Raw genomic sequence first — 13,211 nt, 5'->3', positions numbered from 1 at the left:
TTTCTTATTTCTCTAAAACTCGTCCTTCTAGTTTGTTTGTAAACTTTTCATTGTCAACAATCACTTTTCCATTAATGACACTATAAATTAATCCCTCAGAAAACTGAAACGAATCTATATAGTTTGCCTTGTCTTTAAAGTTTTGCGGGTCAAAAATAATAATATCTGCAAAGAAACCTTCTTTTAATTTTCCACGATTTTTAATCTTAAAAATCTCAGCGGTTTTAGCACTACTATTATTGATAAATGTTACAATGTCAATTTGTTTTTCTTCCTTAACATATTTATGATACTTTCTAGGAAATGATCCATACTTTCTTGGGTGTCCTGTGTTTCCATCGGAACCTGTTACTACCCAAGATTGCTTCATAAAAATGGCGATATCTTTTTGATTCATATTAAAAGAAGCAACTCGTATATAACCTGTTTGCAGCGTTTCAAAAACAGCTTCTTCTGGAGACACTTTAAGCATTTCAGAAACTTCAAGAATATTTTTCCCTACGTATTTAGGTTCTTCTGATTTAACTATCAATAGTTTGTCGGGGCCGCCTCTTCGTTTGATATTCTTCTTTGTCTCTTCTAAAATTCGTTTTTTCAAATTAGGATTCTTGTATCTTATAAAAAGTGAATCTTTTCCGCCGCTTTCTGCCCAGCGAGGTACTACTGCAGATTTCAATCCTGTTGCTGATGCATCATATGGATATTGGTTGGCTGAAACTTGAATACCTTTCTTATGAGATTCTTCAATCATTTTGACAATTTTTTCACTTTCATTCCAAACATCAACGCCAAGGCATTTAATATGTGAAATATGAATGGGTAGCTTGGCTTCTTCTCCAATTTTAATCGCTTCTTCAACAGCTTTAATAAGTCCTACTGTATAAGAACTTTCATCTCGTAAATGTGTGTCGTAAATTCCGTCGTTAGCCGCTATAATTTTTGCCAAAGAGATAACTTCTTCAGTATTTGAATAACTTCCCGGTGAATAGAAAAGACCCGTAGACATTCCAAAAGCACCATCTTCCATTTCTTTTTGCATTAAGTCTTGCATTTTCTTAATCTCTTCATTGGTGGCTTTTCTGTCTACTTTACCAATCACCTCTTCTCGTATAGTACCATGGCCAACCAACTGAACGACATTGGTTCCTATACCATGCTTTTTATAGAGATTAGAGTATTTTGATATGGGATAAAAACTATCACCGTCATTCCCTACAACCACAGTTGTAATTCCTTGAAATACAAAAGGCTTGTTGTGAGATTTTTCTGGATCTTTTAATTCTCTGTCTGCATGAGTATGAGGATCTATAAATCCCGGACTTACAATCAATCCTTGGGCATCTATCATTCTTTTAGCGTCAATCTGAACTTGTTTGTCATTTCCAACAAAAACAATTTTATCGTCTTTAATTGCTATCGAATGTTTTGAGCTAGTTTTATCAAAACCATTATAAACGGTACCGTTTACAATTAAAATATCTGCCTCAATATTTTTTTTAGAACATGAGCTAATTATTATCAGTAGCAGAAGTGATATAAAAGATTTTAGTTTCATTTATTGATGTCTGACTTATTCAATATTTTCATCATTTCTTCTGCAGTAACTTTTCCTACTACTTTTATTTGATCTCTTGGAGTTGCGTCTCCTATTTCATAAGTAATCCCAACCGCTTTTTGACCATATAAAAACCATCCTTTTGATACTGGTTTTGTACTATTTCCTGGAGCTTCGTTTACTTTATAGTTTGGAATTGAAGCTTCTAGCGCAACAAACCAATCATCTATAAAATTTGGAAAAGTTGTAGTTTCTCTTTCTTTGTTTGTGTAAAAAATATCGTACCAAGTAGAATGGAAATCTAGCCCTAAAACAATTTTACTTTTGTTTTCTTTTGCTTCACTTGTTATCAATTTAACAATTTGTCGAATCTCTGGTTGATTGTATTTAGACCAATCTCTATTGGTGTCTACTCCTCCAGCATTATGTCTCCAATGTCCTAAGTCTACTCCATCTGGATTTACTATTGGAAAGGCCAAAACTCTATACTTGTTTAAAAACTCGTTTGTTAACTCATTTTCTTCCAAGATGGTTTTTAAAAACTCTTGAAAAGCAAAAAACCCAGTGACTTCTGGCGGATGCTGCCTTGTTAATAATACAATAATGGGCTTTTCTTTTTTCTCTCCTTTGTAAATATCTAGCACAGGTAAATTTCTTCCTAATGTTGATTTCCCAGCACTTTTTAAATGAACATCATTCTTGTTTTCTATCGCTTTCTTATACCATTTTTCAGTATCCTTGGAGGTAACTACTTCCTGAGCAGCGACCAAAGTAGTATCGTTAGAAATAGGTAACTTAACCGTAACAATCTTGTCTTTCTCATACACGAAATTACTATCGAGTTTTACCCAAGAAGAACCATTTGTTTTCAGTTTTGGTGTATATCTATGGTTAAATTCTTCAGGATAATCAAACTGGATATAAATATCTTTAGGTTCTTTAGACCAAATTTTAAATGCGTAATAAGCACTATTGTTGATGGGCGTGTTCTCAGGTTTTATATAGGCTTTAATTGTACTATCGTTAAGTTGTTCAAAACCATTTAATCTTGCTCCGTCAAATTTGTTTGATGCAAAAACTCCTAAGCTTTCAATGGTATACACCTTCTTAACTTGTTCAACAAGTTTTTTGTTTGTGGTATCAACTGGTGTTTTGAAAGGCACTTCTTTAACCCGATCGCAAGCAGCAACTGATAGTATTAATGCAAAAATGGCTAAACTGGACTTTTTTATTAGACGCTTCATAGTTGGTTAGAAATTTAACTCTAAATATAGAGTTTTATTCATTACTAAATTCATTTACTTGACTTTTGGTCTCTATTTAATAGTATAGAAAAAGCTCTTTTTAACAGATTCTATTAACACAATATTAGTAATAAAATAATGTATATTTGCTGCTATACTTTCGCCTTTTATGTCAGATGTATTAGTTATTATTCCTACTTATAATGAGAAAGAAAATATTGAGCTCATTATCAATGCTGTTTTCGACCAAGAAAAAGATTTTCACGTTTTAGTAGTAGATGATAATTCTCCTGATGGAACTGCTCAGATTGTAAAATCGCTTATGCAACAATACCCTAACAGCCTTTTTATTGAAGAACGATCTGGTAAGAACGGTTTAGGAACTGCTTATATTCACGGATTTAAATGGGCTTTGGCTAAAGGATATAAGTACATCATTGAAATGGATGCTGATTTTTCGCATAATCCTAAAGATTTAATTCGATTATACAACGCGTGTTCTATAGACGGCGCTGATGTTTCTGTTGGATCTAGGTATTCTCAAGGAGTAAATGTGGTTAATTGGCCTATGAAGAGAGTGTTGCTTTCTTATTTTGCGTCAAAATATGTGCGTTTTATTACTGGAATTCCTGTTCATGATACAACTGCTGGATTTGTTTGTTATAAAAAGAAAGTATTAGAAACCATCCAATTGGATAAAATTCGATTTGTTGGATATGCTTTTCAAATTGAAATGAAATTCAAGTCTTGGAAACATAAATTTACTATTAAAGAAGTCTCTGTAGTTTTTACAGACAGAACAAAAGGAGAATCAAAAATGAGTGGAGGAATTGTTTATGAAGCTCTTTTTGGTGTGATAAAAATGCGATTAAAAGGATTGCGATGAATTCGTACTTGATAAAAAATGCCAAAATAGTTAATGAGGGCAATACAATTAATGGTGATGTACTTATTAGCAATGGAATTATACAAAAAATTGGAGCTTCTATTGAAGACCTTTCTGTAAAAAACATAGATGCTAACGGAAGTTATTTAATTCCTGGACTTATTGATGATCAAGTTCATTTTAGAGAACCTGGTTTAACACATAAAGCAAATATTGCCACAGAAAGTAGAGCTGCTGTTGCAGGAGGAATTACTACGTTTATAGAAATGCCTAACACTGTTCCGCAAGCCACAACTCAAAAATTATTACAAGACAAATTTGATGTTGCGGAGAAAACTTCTTACGCTAACTATTCGTTTATGTTTGGAGGAACAAACAACAACTTAGAGGAACTCTTAAAAACAGATCCTAAAACAGTGGCTGGAATTAAGTTATTCTTAGGCTCATCAACAGGGAATATGCTGATTGACGACCCTGAGGTTCTAGAAAAAATCTTTACTTCTACAAAACTTATTATTTCCGTTCATTGTGAAGATGAGGCCACTATTAGAAACAATACCGATCATTATAAATCTATCTACGGAGATGATATTCCTATTGAACTGCATCCTACTATCCGCAGTGAAGAGGCTTGTTATTTATCTTCTTCAAGAGCTATAGAATTGGCTAAAAAAACAGGAGCAAGATTGCATGTTTTTCATTTATCTACAGCAAAAGAAACTGAGCTGTTTAGAAATGATATTCCTTTAGAGGAAAAACAAATAACTGCTGAGGTTTGTGTACATCACCTTTGGTTTTCTGATGAAGATTACAAAGAAAAAGGCACTCATATTAAGTGGAACCCTGCTGTAAAAAAAGCATCAGATCGAGAAGGTTTGTGGAAAGCTCTTTTGGATGATCGATTGGACATTATTGCTACAGATCATGCGCCTCATACAATAGAAGAAAAAGCAAATTCTTATACCAAAGCACCAAGCGGTGGCCCTTTAGTACAACATGCTTTACTCGCTCTGTCTGAAAAGGTAAAAGAAGGTGTTTTATCTATAGAAAAATTGGTGGAAAAAGCTTGTCATAATCCAGCTAAAATCTTTCAAATAGAAAAAAGAGGTTTTATCAAAGAAGGGTATTATGCAGATCTAGTTTTGCTAGATGATAACAGACCTCAAACCGTTTCTAAGGAAAATATTTTATATAAATGTGGATGGTCTCCGTTTGAAGGAACTACTTTTTCTTCTAGCGTTACGCATACATTTGTCAATGGCGTTTTGATGTATAATGAAGGGGTTTTCAACGATGATATAAAAGGAAAACGAATTACTTTTAACAGATAAAATGAAAAAGGTTTTTGGAATCTTAATGACGATGGTTTTTTTCTTGTCTTGCACAAGTAACACTATCTATGAAAAGCCAAAAGACCTGATTCCGAAAGACTCTATGATACTGTTGTTAAAAGACTTATACATTGCTAATGCTGCAAGATCTAATAAAAACAACAATCTGCAACGAAAGGTTAATTACACTCCTTTAGTGTATCAAAAATATGGGATTGACAGTTCCCGTTTTCAGCGTAGTAATTTTTATTATACTTCTAAAATTGATGTGTACGAACCCATGCTAAAAAGTGTGGTTGCTTCTTTAGAAGAAGATCGATCTGTATATGCTGAAATCAAAAAAAGGAGAGATTCTATTAAACAAGATTCTATTAAAAAGTCTCGAAAAAAGTTGTTGAAAATGATTCCTGAAAAAGACGTAATTCAGCAACCAAAAAGTAAAAACTAAATCGCTATTGTCTTAAGAATATTGTTTGCAAATTCTACCAATAGCCATATCTATCTCTTCAAAATTAAAGTTGATTGCTTTTTTAATTTTTTCAGAACTATAATATGTTTTATCGTTAAGCGATCTTGCAGAACTTTTACTCATTCTTGATTTTCTAATTCCTAATTTAGAAATAAGCCATTCTACTCTCCAAAATATTTCTGCTTGCCAAGGTTTTACCAAATAACTAGGGCGTTTTTTTTCAAAACTATCAGCGATACAGAACAGTACTTCTTTAAAACTTTTGTTTTCTGAAACTAGAATAAATCGTTGGTTCTTTACATCGCTTTCCATCAAACCAATCATTGCTTTCACTACATCTTGATTGCTTACAAATCCAGAAACTCCGTTCGAATAAAATTTGAACCCATTAAAAACATTAGAAAACAATTCTCCTGATCCAGCATTCCAAAATCCGCTTCCTAAAATTACTCCTGGGTTTACAATTACAACATCTACACCTTCTTGACTGGCGCGCCAAACTTCCATTTCTGCGCCATACTTTGTAATTGCATAACCATGATTGTTCTCGTTCCCATTCCATTCGTTTTCTTCGTCTGTAATTTCTTTTTTAGGATCATCGCCAATAGCAGCAATAGAGCTTACATAGCATAGTTTTTGAACTCCTGAATCAATAGATAGATTTGCAACAATTGCAGTACCGTGAATGTTAATTTTTCTCATTTCTATATAATCTTCTGGATTAAAAGAAACAAGAGCTGCACAATGATATACATGTGTAATTCCTTCAAACAAAGGAATCATAGAAGGAACATCTGTGATGTCGGCTTTTCGCCAATCAATTTTAGAAAAACATTCATCGACTTGAGAAGTGTAATAGGAGAATACTTTTTTAACAGCTTCAAACTTTTGTTCTGTTCTATAAATAGCTCTAATTGCATCATTTTTTTGACTTAAATGATACAACAAATGAGCGCCAACCATTCCTGTTCCTCCTGTAACTAAAATCATGATACGAAGTTAGTTTATTTACACTAGAAATGTATCTTTGCTTTTTAATAAAAGAAGACGATGATAAATTTTGTTGAAGAACTGAAATGGCGTGGATTATTACATGATATCATGCCTGAGACTGAAGAATATTTATTAGAAAATAAAACGGCAGGTTATATTGGGTTTGATCCTACAGCCGATTCTTTACACATTGGTAGTTTAGTTCAGATTTTAATCTTAAAGCATTTCCAAAGAGCGGGTCATAAACCTATTGCTTTGGTAGGAGGTGCTACAGGAATGGTAGGTGATCCTTCTGGAAAATCTGCTGAAAGAAATTTATTAGATGAAGAAACTCTTTTAAAGAATGTTGAGGGAGTAAAAGGTCAATTAGCTCGTTTTTTAGATTTTGATGATGCTTCTGAAAACCCTGCTGAATTGGTGAACAATTATGATTGGATGAAAGATATTTCATTAATCGATTTTGTTCGTGATACAGGAAAGCATATCACCGTTAATTATATGATGGCTAAAGATTCTGTAAAAAAACGTTTGGGATCAGAATCCAAAGAAGGAATGAGCTTTACAGAATTTACTTATCAATTATTTCAAGGTTATGATTTCTATCATTTGTATAAAGAAATGAATTGTAAGATTCAAATGGGTGGTTCTGATCAGTGGGGAAATATTACTACAGGAACAGAGCTTATTCGTAGAAAAGCTCAAGGAAAAGCTTATGCTATTACAGTTCCTTTGGTAACGAAAGCAGACGGAACGAAATTTGGGAAGACTGAGGGTGGAAATGTTTGGCTGGATGCGAAGAGAACTTCTCCTTATAAATTTTATCAGTACTGGCTGAACTCTTCGGATGAAGATTCTGAGAAATATATCAAGATCTTTACTTTTTTAGATAGAGAAACCATTGATGCATTGATTACAGAGCACAAAGAAGCTCCACATTTACGTTTGTTGCAAAAGAAAATTGGTGAAGAAGTAACAGTCATGACTCATGGACAGGAAGCGTATGAGAATGCAATCAAAGCTTCTAATATTTTGTTTGGAAAATCTACTGCCGACGATTTAAAATCTTTGGATGAGCAAACTTTTTTAGATGTGTTTGATGGAGTTCCTCAAGCAAGTGTTTCGCAAGAAGATATTGATAATGGTTTGGACATGATTGGAGCTTTGGCGGCTAAGACTGGCTTCTTAAAGTCGAATGGTGATGCACGAAGGGCTTTGAAAGAAAACTCCATTTCAGTAAACAAAGAAAAGGTACAAGAAGATTTTAAAATTACTTCTGAAAACCTAATTGCCAACAAATATGTTTTGTTGCAAAGAGGGAAGAAAAATTATTTTTTAATAAAAGTAGAATAAAAAACCAGCTTTAAAGCTGGTTTTTTTATTGATTCAAAATCAACTTTTGTCCTACTCGTAAAACGCTGTTTCTTCTAATAGAATTTGTTTTACATAAGCTGGCAATAGAAACATTGTATTTATAAGAAATCTTAGACAGTGTATCTCCTCTTTTTACCACATAAATTTTGTTTTGAATTTTTTCACTTTCTTTGGCTTCTTGATAGGTTGTACAAATTTCTCCTTTTGTTTTCCTTTTAGAACTATGAAGATATGGAGTTGTCCATTTTTCTGTAACCCAGATTTCTTTTCCTCTAACCGAATTTTCTTTATTGAATTGAAATAAGTATTCTGGATTTATGTAAACTCCTCTGTAACGAGCAACTAAATGTAAATGACTTCCTCTTGCATTTCCTGTTCTCCCGCCTTTTCCTATAACTTGTCCTTTTTTGACTATCTGATTTGGTTTTACCAATTGTTTAGATAAGTGTGAGTATATTGTTTCTAATCCGTTGTCATGTCTTATAACAACTGTTTGACCATGGCCTAAAACGTATTTCACATATCTAACTTTTCCATCAAACATTGCCATTACTTTATCTCCGGTGATTAAATCGATGTCAATTCCTCTGTGAGGTTTTCCTCTTCTCCAACCGTAACGAGAAGTAATTACTTTTTTTCTTTTAATTGGTGAGGCATAAACAGTATCTTCAAAAGTGATTTTAAAAGGGTATTTGTGAATCACTTTTTTAAAAGGATCAAAAGTTTTTGTAGTCCAATGATCAGACATCATTGCCTCTTTTATGCTATCTGCTATTTTAAAGTTTAGTTCTTTTTTTGAAAGTTGAAACTCATCTAAAGTAAAAAGTGAGTCATTTTTTAAATCTATAATTTTTTCAATTTGACTATAGCTTTGATAGCTTACAAAAAGGAATAGGCTTATAAAAAATCGTTTCATGATTGTTAATTGACTTTAATAAATTTATATAAGGGGTAAATAACTTATTATTCTATATGATCTAATGGGTCTATACGTTTCCCTTTCTTTATCAACTCGAAATGTAAATGAGAACCACTAGAAAAACCAGTATTTCCTACATAGCCAATAACATCTCCTTTTTTGACTTGTCGTTTTTCTTGGGTGTTGAATCCTTGTAAATGAGCATACCTAGTTTCGTAACCATTGGTATGTTTTATAACGATTAAATTTCCCCATTGTTTTTTCTTCGCTGCTATAAGAATAAAACCATCTTCCGAAGCTAATACTGGAACTCCTTCTTCTGCTTTTATATCTATTCCACTATGAACTTTTTTAACATTAAGCACTGGATGTTTTCTGCTTTTTCCAAAAAATGATGAGATATCATCTCTAGAACCATTTTTCACAGGAAATAGTAAAGTAATCTTTTCGCTTGTTTCTAAAACTTCTGTTGGAGCTGTTAATTTTATTTCTTTTTGGTCTGCTTTTGAAAAAGCAAAAAATAAGAAGGCAAAAATGGGTGCTAGAAAGAAATACTTTAATCCTGATAACTTATTTGATTGTGTTTTGGTCATCATTTCTACTCTTTTTTTAAGAATTGGATGATTAAAATAGTTACATAAAGGTTCTTGTTTCTTTCCTGTTAAACTCTGCAATAACAATTGCATATATTCTAAAGGTTGCACTTCTTTTTTAAGTAGTTTAGAATCTACTTGGAACTCATGAGTTGACTTTAATGAGTTTTTAAAGTTATACATCAATGGATTGAACCAAAAGAAAGCAGCGTATATTTCTGTGATAATAATATCAAATGAGTGTTTTAATTGAGCATGTATTTTTTCGTGCTTTACTATGATTGGATTGATGTCTTCTAATGTTCCTTTTGGAATAAAAATCCAACCGAAAAAAGAAAACACTTCCGCGGTTTCTACTTCAATAAAATGATATCTTTCTTTACGTTGTTTTTGAGATGTGTTCTTTAAAATCCACAGATTTCTGATTGTAGCAATGCTTCTAAAAAGTAAAAGAAAAACAATAAAAAAATATATAGTGGCTCCTATTTCCCAATAATTGATAGAAGCGCTCTGACTAACTTCTATAATGGCTGGAACTTCAACAATTGAACTTAAAGTAAGTTCTTCCATAAATGGAATTTCTTCTGATATCCTAAATGTATTTGGAAGTAAATAATTGCTAAAAGGTAATAGTAAAGAAAGAGGAAGCAAGGCTATAAGCAACAAGCGATTTATTGCATGAAATGTGAGTTTGCTTAAAACTAATTTGTAGACAACAAAAAGTACTGTAAAAACTATTGTCGCCTTAATTAAATACATGAAAAGCTCAGTCATTTTTTTCTTTTAGTGTGTTTATTTTTTCTTCAATCATCTGTTTTATTTTCTCTAACTCAGTTACATTCATGTCTTCATGATCTGTAAAAAAGGAAGTGAATTTACTTACAGAACCATTAAAAAAACTTCCAATTACCTGTTTCATATGTCTTTGAAAATAAACATCCTTTGAAACCGCTGGAGAATATTGTCTTACCTTTCCATAAGTTTCAAAATTCAAGTATTTTTTTCGTACCAATACTCTAACAACTGTAGAAATGGTGGTGTATGCAGGTTTAGGTTCTGGAAACTGATCTACAATATCTTTGAGAAAAGCTTTCTCTAACTTCCAAACATATTGCATTACTTGTTCTTCTGCTTTTGTTAACTCATTCATGGGGCAAATATACATATTTTTCTTTTACGACTATATTTATAGTCATAAAACTATTTTTATAGTTATGTAAGTGAGGTAAATTAGTTAAAACTAACGGTCTTTGGTACGATACATAAACTTATGTCCGCTCCAATCTTTATCTACAGCAGCAACTTTTACATCAACCAATCCATGGTCTAAGCCATACTTCATAACATCAAACTTGTTGATTTCTGAAACAATTTTTGACGTTTTTTTAGGCCAGCTAATCCATAAACTTCCATTCTTTTTTAGCGTAGGTTTAGCAAGATGAAATGCTTGAGATAGTTCTTCTTCTGTAGTTGCAAAAATGTGAATAAAGTCTATCGTTTTTATCCCTTGATTAGAGTTAGAGAGAACTACTCCTTTAGGAAATTCATGGAAAAAATCAATGTAGTTTTTAGGTGAATTATATACTTGAATTAAGAAGTTCTCTTTAATTCCCAGTTTTTTTGCTAAAGGCGTTCCAGAATATCCAGCGGTACTCATTGGTGTGTTTTATCAATAAATATAGCCATTGTTTTCATTGGTTTATAATTTCTCTTTTTAGGTATTGCCAAAAAAAGCCGAAATACTATTTCGGCTTTTATATAACTCCATCATTTATAAGCTCCCCCGAACTTACTTCCCTCTATTTTTTCTTTGTGATTTTTTTCCAATTTTTATCAGCCTTTGTCTTTAACTCATCTGCACCTTCTTTAGTCCAAAGGTCTAATGTGTTTGTATTTCCTCTATTGTAAAACAAATAAAGTTTGCCTTCTCTAATTTCAAAGGTTTCTGGATTTATTGAGACTTTGCTTCCTTTAACTCCCATTGCATAAGCACAAAAACCTCCGTATTGAGGAAGGTATTGCATTGGGTTTTGTTTAAACTTTTTACGATTTTCCTCTGAAGAAAAATAGAAGTTTACCCCATCGTATTCTGTAGAAATTTCCTTACTGCCTTGTTTTGCTTCATTATTAAAATAAGCCACAACATCATATCCTCTAGCAACTGCTCCTTTTTTAACGAAATAATTCTTTTGAGCAAAAATTGATGTAGAAAAAGTTATAAATAACAGTAAGATGATTTTTTTCATTATTCACGATTTAATTCATGTGAATAGTCGAAAAGAAAAAATTTAATTACAATTTGTTGAAAAATATTTTTAGACAACCATCAAATTACAGCCTCTAATATCAGAATGATCAAAGCGTCCAAGCACTTCAAAAGTATTGTCAATTCTAACTTTTCCTAAATCTTGTGTAGCTATAAAAGAGCAAGAATTATAATTCGCTAAATCAATCACATTAAGTCCTCCTGTGTTCTCATTTTCTAAAATAGTAAGAGCATCTTCAGTATCTCTAGTCAACATTCTCATCCATGGTGGGCATGCAAATATTCCTTCTCCTTTTGAATAAGCCTGACTTAGTAATTCGGTCATACCGTATTCAGAATGAATTGCAGAAACACCATACCCTTTTTTTAAGATTTGATGTAATTCTAAGCGCGTCATTTCTTTGCGCCTTCCTTTCATTCCTCCAGTTTCCATGATTATAGTGTTCTCTAAAGTAAACGATTCTTTCTCAAGTAAATCTAACAATGCAAATGTGACTCCTACCAATAAAACTTTCTCTCCTTTTTTATTCAAGGTTTTTAATTTCTCCGAAAGCTCGGCGGTATTGTCTAAATAGAATCCGCTTGCGGATTTTTCTGATTTTTTGATGAGGTCACTCATCATGTATATTAATGAAGATCCTTCTCTTTCTAAATAGTTAGGCAGCAATGCTAGTACAGTATAATTTTTAATATCTCCATAAAAGTATTCGAATGCTTTTAAGTAACTTTTTTGATACCAAGAAATATCAGTAACCATATGCTTGCTAGTACTACTTCCTGTGGTTCCAGAACTTGTAAAAACCTCTTGTGTTTGCTCTTTAGAAGATATTATCTTGTGGGTTTTAAAAAACTGAATTGGCAAAAAGGGAATTTCTTTTATTTCTTTTACATCACTAGGGTGTATATAAAGAAGATCGCAAAAAGAACGATACACAGAATTGTTTTCAAACTGATGCTTAAAAACTTCCAATGCACATTCTTCAAAAGAAGTGAAATTTGAAATCGAAAAGATTTGTTTTTGCATTGATGCAAAAATATAATTATTTGACGCAACCTTTTTAGTTTTCTTGTATCTAATAATAAAAACAACACATGAAACGACTTTTGTTTTTCTTTGTGATTTGCTCTTCTGTAGTTTTTAATTCTTGCAGTGTGAATAACGATACTTTTTTACAGGTTGCTTGTGGCAATCCAGTTGTTATAGACAACGCTGCTTTTGCTTCAACCGTTGTTGCAAACTATACAATCAAAGGAGTTTCTATTTCAGAAAATTGTTTAACCATTACAATTACTTCAAGTGGTTGTAGTGGTAATACTTGGGAGGCATCTCTTGTAGATTCTGGAGAACAAACTAATGGCTTACCACCTCAACGATTTTTAAAACTTGTGTTAACAAATAATGAATCATGTCTTTCTGTATTTGAACGAAGTTTTACATTCGATATAAGTAGTATAAGGTCTCAACAATCAGAAGTTATTCTACTTAACATAAGAGGTTGGGATAGTCAAATTGTGTTAAATTAATAATAGAAATAAAGATTAAAATTAAATTATAAAGTAACTTGTAACATAAAAATCACGCCT

14 protein-coding genes are annotated in these 13,211 nt (G+C 32.2%); 5 read left to right on the top strand and 9 right to left on the bottom strand.

All coding sequences use genetic code 11. The features are described 5' to 3' along the window. Nucleotides 1–4: 4 nt before the first annotated feature. Both AAON49_RS10020 and AAON49_RS10015 read right to left on the bottom strand, forming a co-directional pair. The gene (locus AAON49_RS10020) at nt 5–1,555 is read right to left on the bottom strand and encodes an N-acyl-D-amino-acid deacylase family protein (protein ID WP_349554387.1); all 1,551 of its coding nucleotides are present in this window, start codon (nt 1,553–1,555) and stop codon (nt 5–7) included. After that, nucleotides 1,552–2,799, bottom strand: coding sequence for a M14 family metallopeptidase (locus tag AAON49_RS10015; RefSeq protein WP_349554386.1), 1,248 nt, complete (start codon nt 2,797–2,799; stop codon nt 1,552–1,554). Before AAON49_RS10015 ends, AAON49_RS10020 begins: the two co-directional genes overlap by 4 nt. Nucleotides 2,800–2,968: 169 nt before the next feature. On the opposite strand from AAON49_RS10015, the gene AAON49_RS10010 reads away from it, so the two are divergent. From AAON49_RS10010 to AAON49_RS10000, 3 genes are read left to right on the top strand one after another with little or no spacing between them, the layout of a single operon-like run. After that, entirely contained in the window at nt 2,969–3,685 is a 717-nt protein-coding gene (locus AAON49_RS10010) for a polyprenol monophosphomannose synthase (RefSeq protein WP_349554385.1), read from the top strand. Beyond that, nucleotides 3,682–5,016, top strand: a complete 1,335-nt coding sequence (locus AAON49_RS10005; protein WP_349554384.1) for a dihydroorotase — start codon at nt 3,682–3,684, stop codon at nt 5,014–5,016. Before AAON49_RS10010 ends, AAON49_RS10005 begins: the two co-directional genes overlap by 4 nt. Nucleotide 5,017: 1 nt before the next feature. Beyond that, on the top strand, nt 5,018–5,464 hold the full coding sequence (locus tag AAON49_RS10000) for a DUF4296 domain-containing protein (protein WP_349554383.1): 447 nt from the start codon (nt 5,018–5,020) through the stop codon (nt 5,462–5,464). A 12-nt stretch (nt 5,465–5,476) separates the two neighbouring features. Here AAON49_RS10000 and AAON49_RS09995 read toward each other — a convergent pair whose 3' ends face one another. Further along, a complete protein-coding gene (locus tag AAON49_RS09995; RefSeq protein WP_349554382.1) occupies nt 5,477–6,475 on the bottom strand; it encodes an NAD-dependent epimerase/dehydratase family protein in 999 nt (332 codons plus the stop codon). 60 nt (nt 6,476–6,535) lie between these two features. Here AAON49_RS09995 and tyrS point away from each other — a divergent pair, with 60 nt between their 5' ends. After that, on the top strand, nt 6,536–7,828 hold the full coding sequence (tyrS, locus tag AAON49_RS09990) for a tyrosine--tRNA ligase (protein ID WP_349554381.1): 1,293 nt from the start codon (nt 6,536–6,538) through the stop codon (nt 7,826–7,828). A gap of 25 nt (nt 7,829–7,853) precedes the next feature. On the opposite strand, the gene AAON49_RS09985 is transcribed toward tyrS, so the two are convergent. The 6 genes from AAON49_RS09985 to AAON49_RS09960 all read right to left on the bottom strand — a co-directional run bounded on the left by AAON49_RS09985 (nt 7,854) and on the right by AAON49_RS09960 (nt 12,651). Beyond that, nucleotides 7,854–8,765 (bottom strand): peptidoglycan DD-metalloendopeptidase family protein, encoded by a 912-nt coding sequence (locus AAON49_RS09985; RefSeq protein ID WP_349554380.1) that lies wholly within the window; start codon nt 8,763–8,765, stop codon nt 7,854–7,856. A gap of 47 nt (nt 8,766–8,812) precedes the next feature. Next, on the bottom strand, nt 8,813–10,135 hold the full coding sequence (locus tag AAON49_RS09980; protein WP_349554379.1) for a peptidoglycan DD-metalloendopeptidase family protein: 1,323 nt from the start codon (nt 10,133–10,135) through the stop codon (nt 8,813–8,815). Then, nucleotides 10,128–10,511 (bottom strand): BlaI/MecI/CopY family transcriptional regulator, encoded by a 384-nt coding sequence (locus AAON49_RS09975; RefSeq protein WP_349554378.1) that lies wholly within the window; start codon nt 10,509–10,511, stop codon nt 10,128–10,130. The genes AAON49_RS09980 and AAON49_RS09975 overlap by 8 nt, the downstream gene beginning before the upstream one ends. Nucleotides 10,512–10,601: 90 nt before the next feature. Continuing rightward, nucleotides 10,602–11,018 carry a DUF3052 domain-containing protein gene (locus AAON49_RS09970; RefSeq protein WP_349554377.1) on the bottom strand — a complete coding sequence of 139 codons (417 nt, stop codon included), beginning with the start codon at nt 11,016–11,018 and terminating at the stop codon, nt 10,602–10,604. 142 nt (nt 11,019–11,160) lie between these two features. Then, nucleotides 11,161–11,607 carry a YHS domain-containing (seleno)protein gene (locus AAON49_RS09965; RefSeq protein ID WP_349554376.1) on the bottom strand — a complete coding sequence of 149 codons (447 nt, stop codon included), beginning with the start codon at nt 11,605–11,607 and terminating at the stop codon, nt 11,161–11,163. Between the two features lie 69 nt (nt 11,608–11,676). Continuing rightward, nucleotides 11,677–12,651: a LuxE/PaaK family acyltransferase gene (locus AAON49_RS09960; protein WP_349554375.1), complete on the bottom strand. Its 975-nt coding sequence runs from the start codon at nt 12,649–12,651 to the stop codon at nt 11,677–11,679. Nucleotides 12,652–12,719: 68 nt separating this feature from the next. Between AAON49_RS09960 and AAON49_RS09955 the strand changes: the two genes are divergently transcribed. Next, nucleotides 12,720–13,151 carry a hypothetical protein gene (locus AAON49_RS09955; RefSeq protein ID WP_349554374.1) on the top strand — a complete coding sequence of 144 codons (432 nt, stop codon included), beginning with the start codon at nt 12,720–12,722 and terminating at the stop codon, nt 13,149–13,151. Nucleotides 13,152–13,211 lie beyond the last annotated feature (60 nt).

The organism is Pseudotenacibaculum sp. MALMAid0570, from assembly GCF_040151415.1.
GTDB lineage: Bacteria > Bacteroidota > Bacteroidia > Flavobacteriales > Flavobacteriaceae > Polaribacter.
This window is presented reverse-complemented; position numbering and strand designations above follow the sequence as displayed.